This window comes from Pseudomonas sp. Leaf15 (assembly GCF_001421425.1).
GTDB classification, from domain to species: Bacteria; Pseudomonadota; Gammaproteobacteria; order Pseudomonadales; family Pseudomonadaceae; genus Aquipseudomonas; species Aquipseudomonas salomonii.
Map to the genome: position 1 here is coordinate 47,527 of NZ_LMKI01000016.1, position 15,416 is coordinate 62,942.

Here is a 15,416-nt window from a genome sequence, read left to right on the forward strand (position 1 = left end):
TCAGGGAGAGGTGACCTAGATGCCGTTGATTACAACCATCGAAGATTTACGCAGGCTCGCGCAAAAACGTGTCCCACGGATGTTCTACGATTACGCCGACTCCGGCTCCTGGACTGAAAGCACCTACCGGGCGAATGAAAGCGATTTTGCCCGCATCCAGTTTCGCCAACGGGTGGCGCGCAATATCGATGAGCGTTCAATCCGCGCCACTATGATCGGCCAGGACATGGCCATGCCCGTGGCCCTGGCGCCCACCGGGCTGGCGGGCATGCAGCATGCCGACGGCGAGATCCTCACTGCCCGCGCCGCCGCCGCGTTCGGCCTGCGTTATACCTTGTCGACCATGAGCATTTGTTCGCTGGAAGACATTGCCGCCCACGTTGGCAAACCGTTCTGGTTCCAGCTGTATGTGATGCGTGATCGCGTGTTTATGCAGCAGTTGATCGAGCGCGCCAAGGCTGCCGGTGTGGACGCGCTGGTGCTGACCCTGGATTTGCAGATTCTTGGCCAGCGCCACAAGGACTTGATCAACGGCTTGTCGGCGCCGCCCAAGCTGACCGTGCCGAATATCCTCAATATGCTGACCAAGCCGCGTTGGGTGGCGGGCATGCTCGGCACCCGGCGCCATGGCTTCGGCAATATCGTCGGGCATGTCAAAGGCGTGGCCGATATCACTTCGCTGTCATCCTGGATCGGCCAGCAATTCGACCCGCGCCTGAGCTGGGACGATGTGGAATGGATCAAGCAATGCTGGGGCGGCAAGCTGATTATCAAGGGCATCCTGGATGTGGAAGACGCGCGGCTGGCCGCCAATTGCGGTGCGGATGCGCTGGTGGTGAGCAACCACGGTGGCCGCCAGCTCGATGGCGCACCGTCGAGCATCAGCCAATTGGCGGCGATTGCAGAGGCTGTGGGCGAGCAGATTGAAGTGTGGCTCGATGGCGGCATTCGCTCCGGCCAGGACGTGCTCAAGGCCATGGCACTCGGCGCCAAAGGCACCATGATCGGCCGCGCGCATTTGTATGGGTTGGGCGCGTTGGGCGAGGCGGGTGTGGCCAAGGCGCTTGACATCATCGCCCGCGAGTTGGATGTGTCGATGGCACTGTGTGGCTATAACGATATACGCGATGTGAATCGCGAGATTTTGCTGCCGGGTAGCTTTCCCACAGGGGTTTGCTGAGCAAAAAAATCGTAAAAAAGTAAAAAGAGTTGTCCACGAAAACCGTGGGTATCTCTGTGGATAACTTTGCGAAGGCCCGGCAGGGTTGGCGATTTAACCTTCGGTTAATATTTGATCAGAATTGGTTTTGGGCCAGTATGAGCAGGGTTGGCGCTTGACAGCCAAGCGCGAACCCAGTGCCGAAAAGTGCGGTTATGACTCGCCGTCTCGACCTGTGGAGTGCGTGGCGATGGTTGCGGGCTTCTTCGCCTCCAGCAGTTTTTCCAATGCCTGGCCATAACTGCGACCCGCCAGGCTCATGCTGTTGTTATGGGTGGCGCCGGGTACGAGCAACAACCGCTTGGGTTCCTGGGCGGCTTCAAACAACTGCTGGCTGAAACGCGGTGGCACGTACTGGTCGGCCAGGCCGTGCACCACCAGCAACGGCATGTGCACATCGGCAATCTTGTCGATGGAATCGAATTTCTGCGACAGCAGCCAACGCACCGGCAACGAGGTATTGGCCACGGCGGTGGCCGCATCCCCCAGGGAAGTAAAGGTGGACTCGATCACCAGCCCGCGCACCGGCACAGGCGTTTGCCTGCTCAGCTCAGCGGCGAGGTCGATGGCCACGGCGCCGCCCAGCGAATGCCCATAGAGCAGGCGTTTGGCGGGGTCAGGCTGCAATACCTGGAAACGTTCCCAGGCAATGCGCGCGTCCTCATACACACTGGTTTCCGACGGCAAATCACCGTGGCTTTGGCCAAACCCACGATAGTCGATGGCCAGCACCGAGAAGCCCAGCGCGTGCAGCTGTTCAATGCGAAACAACTGCCCCGTGAGGTTCCAGCGCACGCCGTGCAGGTAGAGGATGGCCGGCGCATCCTTGTGGTCGGCCGGGTACCACCAGCCGTGCAGGTTCTGCCCCGATTTAAAACTGGCCGGCTTGATATCGAATTCCTGCACCGCCTTGGGCAGGCCGGTATACCAGCCTGCGGTGCCCGGCTCGATGCGAAACACCAGTTCGCGCTCCTTGTGTTGCAGCACGGCGCACCCCACCGGCAGGCCGACAATCAGGATGGCCATGCACAGCAGGGGAAACCAGCGAAGGCCCAGGCGGGACAGAAAACGAGCGGACATGAAGGTTCCAGAACAAAGGCGAAGCAGGCGTTTTACCAGATGGCGCGAGCAGGCAGGCATTAATTCGACGGCCGTAGAGGGGGATTGCTTGCAAAGTGTTGCAGCCTTGAACAACCCCTGCTCGGGTTGTTAGGGTGGGCGGCCGAACAGGAGAGCACAGACATGGATTTCACCGGCAAAACGGCAATCATCACCGGCGGCGCGCGCGGGCTGGGCTTCAGTTATGCACGAGCGCTGGCCCAAAGCGGCGCGCAGGTGGTGATCAGTGATATCGGCGCCGACAAGCTGGGCGCCGGCACCGATGCGGCGGTGGTGCACGCGGCGGCCGCAGCCTTGCAGGCCGAAGGGCTGGCGGTGCTCGGGCATGGCGGCGACCTGTCTACGGACGAGGGCTGCCGACAACTGATCAGCTTCACCCTCGAGGCTTACGGCCAGCTCGATATCCTGATCCATAACGCCGGCTGGGTCGGTTACCAGAACATCGCCGACCTCGACGCCGCCTTCCTCCAGCGCGCCATGGACATCAACCTCTACGCGCCGCTCTGGCTGTGCAAGCACGCCTGGCCGCACCTGCTGCGCTCGGCGGCGCCGCGCATCATCCTGACCACCTCTGACCGCGCCATGTACGTGCAATACGAGCAAACCGGGCTGGTGGCCTACAGCGCCGGCAAGATGGCGCAATTGGGCATCATGAACGCACTGAGCCATGAAGGCGCCGAGGCCGGCATCAAGGTCAACGCGATCTCGCCGGTGGCCAAGACGCGCATGTGGGGCGTGACCGACGAGCCGGATGAACTCAAGCCAGAGTGGGTGACGCCGGGCGTGGTGTTCCTGGCCTCTGAACAGTGCCAGGACACCGGCTATATCCTGCGCGCCAGCAATGGTCAATTCACCGCCACGCGTTTTACGGAAAACTCCGGCGTGGAGTACCCGCGCAATCTAGCGCGCATCAAGGCGGCCAATGCGCAAGAGGTCGCTGCCGCGTGGTCGCGCATCAAGCAGCGCCTTTAAGCAGGTCGCTTGACGCTGACATTGCTGGCGCGACATGCTCCCGGCTTCTATGAGCAAAGGCCCGACCATGGACAACAGCCCTATTCGCATCACCGCTGAAGAAACCCTTTCAGACAGCTGGTACAACTTGAAAAAGTACAGCTTCGACCTGCGTCGCCAGGATGGTAGCTGGCAGGCCCAGACTCGTGAGGTGTATGACCGGGGCAATGGCGCGACCATTTTGTTGTACAACCGTGAGCAGCGCACGGTGCTGTTGATCCGGCAGTTTCGCATGCCTACGTTTGTCAACGATTACCCTGGCTACTTGATCGAAACGGCTGCCGGGTTGCTGGACAATGCCAGTCCTGAAGAGCGTATTCGCCTGGAGGCTGAGGAAGAGACCGGGTATCGCGTGGGGCATGTGGAAAAAATCTATGCGGCGTTTATGAGTCCAGGGTCGGTGACTGAGCGGATTCACTTTTTTATCGGTGAGTATACGCAGGCGGATCAGATTGGTACGGGGGGCGGGCTGGAGGAGGAGGGCGAGGATATCGAAGTGTTGGAGCTGGGGTTTGAGCGGGCGCTGGCGATGGTGCAGAGTGGGGAGATTGTTGATGGCAAGACCATTATGCTGTTGCAGCATCTGGAATTGCGGATGCTTAAAGATGGCTGGTGAGTGGGTGGGGTGATTGATTGAGTACATATCCATTTCTGCGGTAACGGCTGCTTAGGGTTCCGCCCTGACGGCGGGTCACTTTTGGCAAACGCCCCAAAAGTAACCAAAAGGTCTTCGCCCCACCACTTGGTGCCTCGCTTAGGCTCGGCATGCCCTCACTCCGGCTTGAATCCGTGGGCCGCCGCGATGGGCCATCCTTGGCCCAGCGCGGCTAACAAGCCTGCGTTCGGCCATCGTGGTTGACGGGGCGCCTCAGATCAAAATCAAAAGCAGATCAAAAGCAGAGCACGGCGGCCTAGTAGCCGACCTGAGTGGTTAAAGCAAAAGCCAGATCAAGTGCAAAGCAACAGCCTATCTACCTGATGCAACACAGTCTAAATGTGTGGGCTTGCTCGCGAATGCGGTGGGTCAGTGACAGATGAATTGACTGACCCACCGCATTCGCGAGCAAGCCCGCTCCCACAGTTGACCTCATGCAGTTTTGAATATGAGGTCGGCTGCGGATTGCATGCACTGAAGAGCTGCTTTTCTGTGGGAACTGGCTTGCCTGCGATGCAGACATCTCGGTACATCAGGTACACCCAGTTGATGCTATCGCAGGCAAGCCAGCTCCCACCTTTGACCGAGTGGGGCTCTGCTGTTGCTGTTGCTGTTGCTCTGGCCCTTACATCCTTTTCGATGACGAAGTCAGCGGTCTTTTGATCTGCGCTTTTGATCTTGATCTTGATCTGAAATCGCCGTTGCTGTTGCTCTGGCCCTTACATCCTTTTCGATGACGAAGTCAGCGGTCTTTTGATCTGCGCTTTTGATCTTGATCTTGATCTGAAATCGCCCCGTCAAACACGATGGCCGCAATTCGACAGTGATTTGGGGGGTAAACCGGCAGGGATGCCGGTTTAGCCGCCCCGCGCCATGGATGGCGCGTGGCGGCGGCCCCCCAAATCAGTGTCGGATTGCGGGCAAGCCGCCCCGCGCCATGGATGGCGCGTGGCGGCGGCCCCCCAAATCAGTGTCGGATTGCGGGCATGCCGAGCCACAGCGAGGCACCGAGTGTTGGGGCGAGGACTTTTTGCTTACTTTTTGGTCCTTCAAAAAGTGACCCGCCGTCAGGGCGGAACCCTAAGTCGCCATCACCCAAATAACGGATATGCACCCAACCCTAATCCCAATCCCCAATCCCGACTACCGGCTATTGTCAGAAATTTCCCACAAGAGTACAAATGTACTCCATGACAACCCTGACCCCCCGCCGCACCGCCATCCTGACCTTTATCCGCGACCGCATCGCGCAACAAGGCCAGCCTCCAAGCCTCGCCGAGATCGCCGAGGCGTTCGGCTTCGCCTCCCGCAGCGTCGCACGCAAACATGTGGTGGCCTTGACCGAAGCCGGCTTTATCGAGGTCAACCCCAACCAGGCCCGTGGCATCCGGCTGCTCAACCAGCCAGCGCGCCCTGAATGGCTGGACGTGCCGGTACTCGGCCGTGTCGCCGCCGGTCTGCCCATCGGCGCCGATGCCGAAGTGCACAACCGCCTGCAACTCGACCCTGCCACTTTCGCCAAAACCCCGGATTACCTGCTGCGTGTGCAGGGCGATTCGATGATCGAAGACGGCATCCTCGACGGTGATCTGGTGGGCGTACGCCGCAGCGCCGAAGCCTTGAACGGGCAGATCGTGGTGGCGCGCCTGGACGGCGAAGTCACCATCAAACGCTTTGAACGCCATGGCGAGCAGGTGCGCCTGCTGCCGCGCAACCCCGCGTATCAACCGATTGTGGTCGGGCCGGATCAGGACCTGGCCATCGAAGGGGTGTTCTGTGGCCTGGTGAGGCAAGGTTGATGGGCGCCGTCGTTGCTCTGGACACGCTGTTCAATGGCGGCCGCGTCTGGAAAGGCCGGCCCGCCGCGCCACCCGCCAGCGTGCACCCCACTGGGCTGGCGGCGCTGGACGCGGTGTTGCCCTCGGGCGGCTGGCCGGAGTCGGCGCTGAGTGAAATCCTGATGGCGAAGGAGGGCGTTGGCGAGTTGCAATTGGTTTTGCCCACCCTGGCCCGCTTGTCCATGGCGGGCGAGCGCATTGTGCTGGTGGCGCCGCCTTACACGCCGTACCCCCACGCCTGGCAGAATGCCGGGGTGGATCTGCGTCAGCTTTCGGTGATCCAGGCCGAGGCGCATGACGTGTTGTGGGCGGTGGAGCAGTGCCTGCGTTCCGGCAGTTGCGGCGCGGTGTTGTGCTGGCCGCGCAAGGCCGATGACCGTGCCTTGCGGCGCTTGCAGGTGGCGGCCGAGACCGGCCAGACCCTGGCGTTTGCCTGGCGCGCTTTGAGCGAGGCGGTCAATTCATCGCCCGCCGCTTTGCGCCTGGCCGTCGAGGCAAAACCTGCGCAAGTGCGGGTGCTCAAGTGCCGGGGCGGTTTGGCCCACCCGGCGCCGATTGCACTGGCGGGGCACTGAGGTTGCCATGCGCTGGGTGTGTATTGTCTTCCCGCAATTGGCGCTGGACGGGGTGCAGCGTGTGCACCCCGAGCCGGACCAACCCTTGGTACTGCTGGCCGGCACGCCGCAGCGTCGCGTGCTGCAAACCGTCAATGCCGCTGCCCGGGCCTTGGGGCTGCGGCCTGGTCAATCGCTGACGGCCGCGCATGCCCTGGCCAAAACCTTTGCCAGCGCCGAATACGACCCCGCCGAAATCGAGCGCTGGCAGCAGTTCCTCGCCGCCTGGGCCTACCGTTTCAGCTCCCAGGTCAGCGTGTATTACCCGCGTGCGTTGCTGTTTGAGATCGAGTCAAGCCTGGGTCTGTTCGGGCCGTGGCCGCAGTTCGAGGCGCGCTTGCGCCAGGAGTTGAGCGAATTGGGCTTTCGCCATCGTATCGTCGCCGCGCCCAACCCGGCGGCAGCGCGGGTGTTGGCGAATATCTATGATGGCCTGGCGATCGGTGAGGACGCCTTGCAGCAGGCCCTGGCGCCACTGCCCATCGACCGCGCCGGCCTTGACCCGCAGGCGGCCACGGCCTTGTCGCGTATGGGCTTGCGTACGCTGGCCCAGGTGCAGGCGTTGCCTCGGCATACCCTGGCGCGGCGCTTTGACGCCGGTTTGCTCAAGCACCTGGATGCCCTGAGCGGGCAGCGCCCACTGGGCCTGGCGTTTTACCAGCCGCCGGATCAGTTCGACGTGCGCATCGAGCTGAATTTCGACGTGCAATCCCATCAGGCGTTGTTGTTCCCGTTACGGCGCCTGACCGGCGATCTGTCCGCCTTTCTCTGTGGACGCGACAGTGGCGTGCAGCGCTTTGACGTGCACCTGGAACACGCCCAGGCGCCCGACAGTGTGATCAAGGTCGGCCTGCTCAGCGCCGAGCGTGAACCGTCGATGCTGTTCGAACTGGCCCGTGGCCGCCTGGAACAAGTGCAAGTCACCTCACCGGTGCGCGGTTTTCGCCTGGTGGCCCAGGACCTGCCGGTGTTTGTGCCGCAACGCCAGGACCTGTTCGACGATCGCCCGCAACAAACCTTGCCTTGGGAGCAACTGCGCGAACGCCTGCGCGCACGGCTTGGCGATGAGGCCGTACAAAGCCTGCGTTTTCACGCCGACCACCGCCCCGAATGTGCCTGGCAGGCGAGCGCCGACAGCCGTGCGTGCCCGACCTTGCACAAAGTGCAGCGCCCCGGCTGGTTGCTGACTGAACCGACCTTGCTGGCCGAGCAGGGCGTGCAGATCCTGATGGGCCCGGAGCGTATCGAATCCGGCTGGTGGGACGGCGCCGATATCCGCCGCGACTATTACCTGATCCGCACCCGTGCCGGCCAGCAAGGCTGGGCCTATCGCTGTGTGGGGCAGAACGACGGGCTGTGGCTGCAAGGCTGGTTCGCATGAGCTACGCCGAGCTGCATTGCCTGTCCAATTTCAGTTTCCAGCGCGGCGCGTCCAGTGCGCTGGAGCTGTTCGAACGTGCCAAGCGCCAAGGCTACAGCGCCCTGGCGATCACCGACGAATGCACCTTGGCGGGCATCGTGCGGGCCTGGCAGGCGGCGAAGGCGGTGGATTTGCCGCTGATTATCGGCAGCGAGATGCGCATCGAAAACGGTCCGAAACTGGTATTGCTGGTCGAAGACCTCAGCGGCTATCAACACCTGTGCCGGCTGATTACCCTGGCTCGCCGCCGCGCCGAAAAAGGCCGTTACCGCCTGCTGCATGCCGACTTCGAACAACCGATGCCCGGCCTGCTGGCGCTGTGGGTGGCCGAAGACAGCGACACCCAGGCCACCCTCCAATGGCTGCAACACACCTTCGCCGAACGCCTGTGGCTGGCGGTGCACCTGCACTGCGGCCAGGACGATGCGCGCCATTTGCAACAGCGCCTGGCCCTGGCCGCCAGCCTGCAGATCCCGGCGGTGGCTTGCGGCGATGTGCACATGCACGCGCGGGGTCGCCGCGCCTTGCAAGACACCATGACCGCGATCCGCCATCACGTGCCGGTGGCCGAAGCCGGCACGCGCCTGCACCCCAACGGCGAGCGGCATTTGCGCGGCCTCGAGGCGTTGGCCGCGCTGTACCCGCAAGCGCTGCGTGATGAAACCCTGGCCATCGCGAAACGTTGCACCTTTGACCTCAGCCAGCTGCGCTACCACTACCCACGCGAGCTGGTGCCCGCCGGCCATGATGCGCAATCCTGGCTGCGCGCGGTGACTGAAGAAGGCATTGCCCAGCGCTGGCCGCACGGTGTCGACGCCAAGACCTTGCAGCAGATCAACAAGGAACTGGTGCTGATCAGCGAGCTGGGCTACGAAAGCTACTTTTTGACGGTGCACGACATCGTGCGCTTCGCCCGCAGCCGTTCGATCCTGTGCCAGGGCCGGGGTTCGGCGGCCAACTCGGCGGTGTGTTTTGCCTTGGGCATCACCGAAATCGACCCGAGCCTGACGAGTATGCTGTTCGAGCGTTTCCTGTCCAAGGAGCGCAATGAACCGCCGGATATCGACGTGGACTTCGAACATGAACGCCGCGAAGAAGTGCTGCAGTACGTGTTCCAACGCTACGGCCGCACCCGCGCGGCGTTGACGGCGGTGGTCAGCAGTTATCACGCGTCCGGCGCAGTGCGCGACGTGGCCAAGGCCCTCGGTTTGCCGCCGGACCAGATCAACGCGCTGGCCGACTGTTGCGGGCGCTGGAGTGAAGATGCGCCGCCGCTGGAACGCCTGCGCGAAGGCGGCTTCGACCCGCAAAGCCCGATCCTGCGGCGTGTGCTGACATTGACTCAACAACTGATCGGCTTCCCCCGGCACTTGTCCCAGCACCCTGGCGGCTTTGTGATTTCCGAATACCCGCTGGACACCCTGGTGCCGGTGGAAAATGCCGCCATGGCCGAGCGCACCATTATCCAGTGGGACAAGGACGACCTCGACGCTGTCGGCCTGCTCAAGGTGGATATCCTCGCGTTGGGCATGCTCAGCGCGATCCGCCGCTGTTTCGACTTGCTGCGCCGCCATCGCAACCGCGATCTGGCGTTGGCGACGATCCCCAAGGAAGACCCGGCCACCTACGCAATGATCAGCAAGGCGGACACCATCGGCGTGTTCCAGATCGAGTCGCGGGCACAGATGTCGATGCTGCCCAGGCTCAAACCGAAGAATTTCTACGACCTGGTGATTGAGGTGGCGATTGTGCGGCCTGGGCCGATCCAGGGCGGCATGGTGCATCCGTACCTGCGGCGCCGGAATAACGAAGAGCCCACCACTTATCCATCGCCGGAACTTGAGGCGGTGCTGAAGCGCACCTTGGGCGTGCCACTGTTCCAGGAACAGGTGATGCAGATCGCCATGGTTGCCGCCGACTATGGCCCAGGCGAAGCCGACCAGTTGCGCCGCTCCATGGCCGCCTGGAAACGCCATGGCGGCCTCGAACCGCATCAGCAGCGCCTGCGCACCGGCATGCTCAAGAACGGCTACAGCGAGGAATTTGCCGCGCAGATCTTCGAGCAGATCAAAGGCTTTGGCAGCTATGGTTTCCCCGAGTCCCATGCGGCCAGTTTTGCCTTGCTGACTTACGCCAGTTGCTGGCTCAAGTGCCATGAACCGGCGGCGTTCGCCTGCGCCTTGATCAACAGCTGGCCCATGGGTTTCTACAGCCCGGACCAGATCCTGCAGGATGCGCGGCGCCACCGCTTGCAGATCCGCCCGGTGGACGTGCTGGCCAGTGATTGGGATTGCAGCCTGGAGCCTGTCGACGGCCAGCAACCGGCGATTCGCCTGGGCTTGCGCATGATCTCGGGGTTTCGTGAGGAGGATGGGCGGCGCATTGAGGCGGCGCGCCAGAGTCGTGTGTTCAGCGACATTGCCGACCTGGACGACCGCGCCGGCCTGGATGCGCGGGCCCAGGCGTTGCTGGCGGATGCCGGAGCCTTGCGTGCGTTGGCGGGCAACCGGCACACCGCGCGCTGGGAAGTGGCAGGCGTGCATAAACAGTTGGGCTTGTTCGCGGGCCTGCCGAGCCCCGAAGAAGCGGCGGTGCAATTGCCGGCGCCGACGGTTGGCGAAGACTTGCAGGCTGATTACGCCACGGTTGGCACCACCCTGGGCCCGCATCCGCTGGCGTTGCTGCGTGATGAGTTGCGCAAACGCCGCTGCCGCAGTTCTTTGGAGCTGATGGCGGTGGAGCATGGGCGCAATGTCAGCGTCGCCGGTCTGGTGACCGGGCGTCAGCGCCCGGGCACCGCCAGTGGCGTGACCTTTGTGACGTTGGAAGATGAATTCGGCAACCTCAATGTGGTGGTGTGGCGCGACCTGGCAGAACGCCAGCGCCTGGCGCTGGTCGGCTCGCGGCTGCTCAAAGTCGACGGGCGCTGGGAGGCGGTGGGCGAGGTGCGGCACTTGATTGCCGGGCGTCTTACCGACCTGACGCCACTGCTGGAAGGCATCCATGTGCGCAGCCGGGATTTTCATTGAGGGCAGTGGTTTTTGCCGGCGTTACCTCTTAACGTATAACAAGTGAAACCATCTGCCGCTGGCGCGCTCCAAAACGTTGCAAATACCCTCTCTTTGCACAGAGCCAACCGATGCAATTTTTATCCAACCCCTATGGCTGTGAAGGCTGGTCCGGTGAAATGGCCCAGCGTATCCGTGCTTTCGATTGGTCCGCCACGGATCTTGGCCCGATTGACACCTGGAGCGCCAGCCTGGCCTGCAACGTGCAAATGATGCTGGCCTCGCCCGTGCCGATGGTGATGCTGTGGGGGCGGGCGGGCTACATGATCTATAACGACAGCTATTCGGTGTTTGCCGGCGGCCGGCATCCGTACTTGCTCGGCACGCCGGTGGAGCTGGGCTGGCCGGAGGTGGCCGAGTTCAATCGCCACGTGGTCGACACCTGCCTGGCGGGCGGTACCTTGACGTTTAACAACAAAGACCTGGTGTTGTTGCGTAACGGCAAGCCGGAAACCGTCTGGCTGGACCTCTATTACAGCCCCGTCGCCGGGGATAACCAACAGCCGGCCGGGGTGTTGGCGATTGTGGTGGAAACCACCGAGCATGTGCATTCCGAGCGCCTGCGCCAGGAACTCACCCATAACCTGGAGCAACGCGTCGCCGCCGAAGTGCAAGCGCGTTCCGCCGCCGAAGATCAGTTGCGCCAGTCCCAGAAGCTTGAAGCCATCGGCGGCCTGACCGGCGGCGTGGCCCATGACTTCAATAACCTGCTGCAAGTGATCGCCGGCAACCTGCACCTGCTGGCCCGGAATGAGCCGGACAACCCCCAGGTGCAGCGCCGGGTCACGGCGGCCATTGCGGCGGTGGAGCGCGGCGCCAAGCTGTCCTCGCAACTGTTGGCGTTTGCGCGTCGCCAGCCGTTGTCGCCAGCGGTGTACAACCCGCAACGCATCTACGCCGGTTTAGGCGAACTGCTGCAACGGGCGTTGGGTGAGACCATTCATATCGACGTGCAACTGCCCCAGGATTCCTGGTGCATCAATGTCGACCGCAACCAATTGGAAAACGCGCTGCTCAACCTGGCGATCAATGCCCGTGATGCCATGCAAGGCGAGGGCGTGATTCGCATCAGTGGCGAAAACATCATCCTCAACCCGGGCGATTGCATCGGTAAAAGCATCAAGCCCGGTGAATACGTGCGTTTGTCGGTGACCGACACCGGTGTCGGCATGCCCCAGGAGGTGCTCAAGCGTGCGTTCGAGCCGTTCTTTACCACCAAGCGCGAAGGGCACGGCACCGGCCTGGGCTTGAGCATGGTGTTTGGTTTTGTGCGTCAAAGCGGCGGGCATGTGGAGGTCTGGAGCGAGGAGGGCAAAGGCTCGGTGGTGCAGATGTATTTCCCCCACAGCCTGGAACCCGAATGTTGTGAGGTCGACACCGAGCAAGCGCCCCACAGCGGCGGCCAGGAAACCATCCTGGTGGTCGAAGACAACGAAGGCGTGCGCCTGACCGTGGTCGAGTTGCTGCAGCAATCGGGCTACACCGTACTGACCGCCGAAGACGGCGACCGTGCCATGCAGGCCCTGCAAAACGACGTGCGCCCGGACCTGATTTTTACCGACGTGGTGATGCCCGGCCGGGTCAAAAGCACCGACCTGGCCGACTGGGCCCGCGTGCAGCACCCGCCGGTGGCGGTGCTGTTCACTTCCGGCCACACCCGCGACATTCTTTCCAGCACGCATTTGCTGAGCCCCGACATTCATCTGCTGAGCAAGCCCTACAGCCCCGAAGCCCTCACGCAACGGGTGCGCAGCGTGCTCACCGCCAGACAAGGTTGCCCATGACGTCACAGCGCGACATCCCCCCGATCACCGCCCAGCGCCCAGGCTTTGTACGCGTGCGCGGCGCCCGCGAACACAACCTGCGTAACGTCGATGTGGATATCCCCCGGGATGCCCTGGTGGTGTTTACCGGCGTGTCGGGTTCGGGCAAATCATCCCTGGCGTTTTCCACGGTGTATGCCGAGGCTCAGCGCCGCTATTTTGAATCGGTGGCGCCCTATGCGCGGCGCCTGATTGACCAGGTCGGCGTGCCGGATGTGGACGCTATCGAAGGCCTGCCACCGGCCGTGGCTCTGCAACAGCAGCGCGGCACGCCGAGTGCGCGCTCATCGGTGGGCAGCGTCACCACCTTGTCGAGCCTGATCCGCATGCTGTATTCGCGTGCCGGCAGTTATCCGCCGGGGCAGGCGATGCTGTACGCCGAGGATTTTTCACCCAACCTGCCCCAGGGCGCTTGCCCGCACTGCCACGGTTTGGGCCGCGTGTACGAGGTGACCGAGGCGCTGATGGTGCCCGATCCGTCCTTGACCATTCGCCAGCGTGCGGTGGCGTCCTGGCCCTTGGCGTGGCAGGGGCAGAACCTGCGTGACATCCTTGTGACCCTGGGCTATGACGTGGACATTCCGTGGCGCGACTTGCCGAAAAAGCAGCGCGACTGGATTCTGTTTACCGAAGAAACCCCGACCGTGCCGGTGTACGCAGGCTTCACCCCGCAGCAGACCCGCGACGCGCTGAAACGCAAGCTGGAGCCGAGCTACCAGGGCACGTTCAGTGGCGCGCGGCGCTATATCCTGCACACCTTCAGCCACACCCAAAGCGCCCTGATGAAAAAGCGCGTGTCGCAGTTCATGCAGGGCAGCGCCTGCCCGGCGTGTGACGGCAAGCGCTTGAACAAGGCGGCGCTGTCGGTGAAGTTTGCCGGGGTGGACATCGGCGCGCTGTCGCAGCTGTCGCTGGCGCAGTTGGCCGAGCTGCTGCGCCCGGTGGCGGCGGGGCAGGACACGATGAAACTCTCGGTGGAAAAACGCCTGGCGGCCCAGCGTATCGCCCAGGACTTGCTGGAGCGGGTCAGCACTCTGACCGAGTTGGGCCTGGGCTATCTGTCCCTGGAGCGCAGCACGCCCACATTGTCGTCCGGGGAATTGCAGCGCCTGCGCCTGGCCACCCAGTTGGGCTCGCAGCTGTTCGGCGTGATCTATGTGCTGGACGAACCCTCGGCGGGCCTGCACCCGGCGGATGGCGAAGCATTGTTCACTGCGCTTGAGCGTTTGAAAGCCGCCGGCAATTCGTTGTTTGTGGTGGAGCATGACCTGGAAACCATGCGCCGCGCCGACTGGCTGATCGACGTGGGCCCGGCGGCCGGTGAGCATGGCGGGCAAGTGCTGTACAGCGGCCCGCCCGCCGGGTTGGCGGATGTGCAGGCGTCGCAGACGCGCGAGTATCTGTTCGCCGAGCGGCGCACTTGCAGCCGTACGCGACGTGAGCCGTCCGGGTGGCTGAAGCTTGAAGGCGTGACGCGTAATAACCTCAAGGACCTGAGCGTGGATTTCCCGCTGGGTTGCTTTACGGCGGTGACGGGTATTTCCGGTTCGGGCAAGTCCAGCCTGGTCAGCCAGGCGCTTTTGGAGCTGGTGGGGACCGGGCTGGGTCGTGTGCTGGAAAGCGACGAAGAACCGAGCCTTGAAGATGATGCCCCGCAAAGCAGTGGCGGGAGGATCAGCAGCGGTTTGGAACAGATTCGACGTTTGGTGCAGGTGGACCAGAAACCCATAGGCCGCACGCCGCGCTCCAATCTGGCGACTTACACCGGTTTGTTCGATAACGTGCGCAAATTGTTTGCAGCAACGCCGGCGGCCAGGAAGCGTCATTTCGATGCCGGGCAGTTCTCGTTCAACGTCGCCAAGGGCCGTTGCCCCCATTGCGAGGGGGAAGGGTTTGTCAGTGTCGAGTTGCTGTTTATGCCCAGTGTGTATGCGCCGTGTCCGACGTGTCATGGGGCGCGTTATAACCCTGAAACGTTGGCGATCAAGTGGCAAGGCTTGAGCATTGCCCAGGTGCTGGGGTTGACCGTGGAGCAGGCGGTCGAGGTGTTTGCCGAGCAGCCTGGGGTGTTGCGTTCGTTGCAAGTGTTGCGGGATATCGGTTTGGGGTATCTGCGTCTGGGGCAGCCGGCGACCGAGCTGTCCGGCGGTGAGGCGCAGCGGATCAAGTTGGCGACCGAGTTGCAACGTAATGCCAGAGGCGCGACGTTGTATGTGTTGGATGAGCCGACTACGGGTTTGCATCCACGGGATGTGGACCGTTTGCTGAGTCAGCTTAATCATCTGGTGGAGGCGGGGCACACGGTGGTTGTGGTGGAGCATGAGATGCGCGTGGTGGCCCAGGGGGATTGGGTGATTGATATTGGGCCGGGGGCTGGGGATCTGGGCGGGAAGGTGGTGGCTCGTGGTACGCCGCAGACGGTGGCCAGGAGTAAGGCCAGCCGTACCGCACCGTTTCTGGCGCGGGAGTTGGTGTAAGTTTCAACGCCGATTAATTGTGGGAGCTGGCTTGCCTGTGATGGCGGTGTTTCGGTGTACATATCCGTTATTTAGGTAACGGCGGCTTAGGGTTCCGCCCTGACGGCGGGTCACTTTTGGCAAACGCCCGGAATGCCGGCCCAGCCAAAAGTAACCAAAAGGTCTGTGCCCC

The 15,416-nt window shown here is 62.7% G+C and carries 10 protein-coding genes; 9 read left to right on the forward strand and 1 reads right to left on the reverse strand.

What is annotated here, in order from left to right; all coding sequences use genetic code 11:
- Positions 1 to 19: 19 nt before the first annotated feature.
- Positions 20 to 1,180: an alpha-hydroxy acid oxidase gene (locus tag ASE80_RS14730; protein ID WP_056859561.1), complete on the forward strand. Its 1,161-nt coding sequence runs from the start codon at positions 20 to 22 to the stop codon at positions 1,178 to 1,180.
- A 192-nt stretch (positions 1,181 to 1,372) separates the two neighbouring features.
- Here the strand turns inward: ASE80_RS14730 and ASE80_RS14735 are convergent, their stop codons facing one another.
- Complete coding sequence (locus ASE80_RS14735; protein ID WP_056859562.1) at positions 1,373 to 2,299, reverse strand: alpha/beta hydrolase; 927 nt, start codon at positions 2,297 to 2,299, stop codon at positions 1,373 to 1,375.
- A 162-nt stretch (positions 2,300 to 2,461) separates the two neighbouring features.
- Here ASE80_RS14735 and ASE80_RS14740 point away from each other — a divergent pair, with 162 nt between their 5' ends.
- From ASE80_RS14740 to uvrA, 8 genes are all read left to right on the forward strand, one after another.
- Positions 2,462 to 3,310, forward strand: coding sequence for an SDR family NAD(P)-dependent oxidoreductase (locus ASE80_RS14740; RefSeq protein ID WP_056859563.1), 849 nt, complete (start codon positions 2,462 to 2,464; stop codon positions 3,308 to 3,310).
- A 67-nt stretch (positions 3,311 to 3,377) separates the two neighbouring features.
- A complete protein-coding gene (locus tag ASE80_RS14745) occupies positions 3,378 to 3,965 on the forward strand; it encodes an NUDIX domain-containing protein (protein WP_056859573.1) in 588 nt (195 codons plus the stop codon).
- A gap of 1,220 nt (positions 3,966 to 5,185) precedes the next feature.
- Positions 5,186 to 5,803, forward strand: a complete 618-nt coding sequence (gene lexA / locus ASE80_RS14750) for a transcriptional repressor LexA (protein WP_017135402.1) — start codon at positions 5,186 to 5,188, stop codon at positions 5,801 to 5,803.
- A complete protein-coding gene (gene imuA, locus ASE80_RS14755) occupies positions 5,803 to 6,417 on the forward strand; it encodes a translesion DNA synthesis-associated protein ImuA (RefSeq protein ID WP_056859564.1) in 615 nt (204 codons plus the stop codon). The genes lexA and imuA overlap by 1 nt, the downstream gene beginning before the upstream one ends.
- 7 nt (positions 6,418 to 6,424) lie before the next feature.
- Complete coding sequence (locus tag ASE80_RS14760) at positions 6,425 to 7,837, forward strand: Y-family DNA polymerase (RefSeq protein ID WP_056859565.1); 1,413 nt, start codon at positions 6,425 to 6,427, stop codon at positions 7,835 to 7,837.
- A complete protein-coding gene (locus tag ASE80_RS14765) occupies positions 7,834 to 10,905 on the forward strand; it encodes an error-prone DNA polymerase (RefSeq protein ID WP_056859566.1) in 3,072 nt (1,023 codons plus the stop codon). The genes ASE80_RS14760 and ASE80_RS14765 overlap by 4 nt, the downstream gene beginning before the upstream one ends.
- Positions 10,906 to 11,015: 110 nt before the next feature.
- Positions 11,016 to 12,728: an ATP-binding protein gene (locus tag ASE80_RS14770; RefSeq protein ID WP_056859567.1), complete on the forward strand. Its 1,713-nt coding sequence runs from the start codon at positions 11,016 to 11,018 to the stop codon at positions 12,726 to 12,728.
- Positions 12,725 to 15,244: an excinuclease ABC subunit UvrA gene (uvrA, locus tag ASE80_RS14775; protein ID WP_056859568.1), complete on the forward strand. Its 2,520-nt coding sequence runs from the start codon at positions 12,725 to 12,727 to the stop codon at positions 15,242 to 15,244. The genes ASE80_RS14770 and uvrA overlap by 4 nt, the downstream gene beginning before the upstream one ends.
- Positions 15,245 to 15,416 lie beyond the last annotated feature (172 nt).

What these genes read in the sequence shown, in the direction of transcription:
- ASE80_RS14730 (WP_056859561.1), top strand. Translation starts at nt 20, where the DNA reads ATGCCGTTGATTACAACCATCGAAGATTTACGCAGGCTCGCGCAAAAA.
- ASE80_RS14735 (WP_056859562.1), bottom strand. Translation starts at nt 2,299, where the DNA reads ATGTCCGCTCGTTTTCTGTCCCGCCTGGGCCTTCGCTGGTTTCCCCTG.
- ASE80_RS14740 (WP_056859563.1), top strand. Translation starts at nt 2,462, where the DNA reads ATGGATTTCACCGGCAAAACGGCAATCATCACCGGCGGCGCGCGCGGG.
- ASE80_RS14745 (WP_056859573.1), top strand. Translation starts at nt 3,378, where the DNA reads ATGGACAACAGCCCTATTCGCATCACCGCTGAAGAAACCCTTTCAGAC.
- lexA (WP_017135402.1), top strand. Translation starts at nt 5,186, where the DNA reads ATGTACTCCATGACAACCCTGACCCCCCGCCGCACCGCCATCCTGACC.
- imuA (WP_056859564.1), top strand. Translation starts at nt 5,803, where the DNA reads ATGGGCGCCGTCGTTGCTCTGGACACGCTGTTCAATGGCGGCCGCGTC.
- ASE80_RS14760 (WP_056859565.1), top strand. Translation starts at nt 6,425, where the DNA reads ATGCGCTGGGTGTGTATTGTCTTCCCGCAATTGGCGCTGGACGGGGTG.
- ASE80_RS14765 (WP_056859566.1), top strand. Translation starts at nt 7,834, where the DNA reads ATGAGCTACGCCGAGCTGCATTGCCTGTCCAATTTCAGTTTCCAGCGC.
- ASE80_RS14770 (WP_056859567.1), top strand. Translation starts at nt 11,016, where the DNA reads ATGCAATTTTTATCCAACCCCTATGGCTGTGAAGGCTGGTCCGGTGAA.
- uvrA (WP_056859568.1), top strand. Translation starts at nt 12,725, where the DNA reads ATGACGTCACAGCGCGACATCCCCCCGATCACCGCCCAGCGCCCAGGC.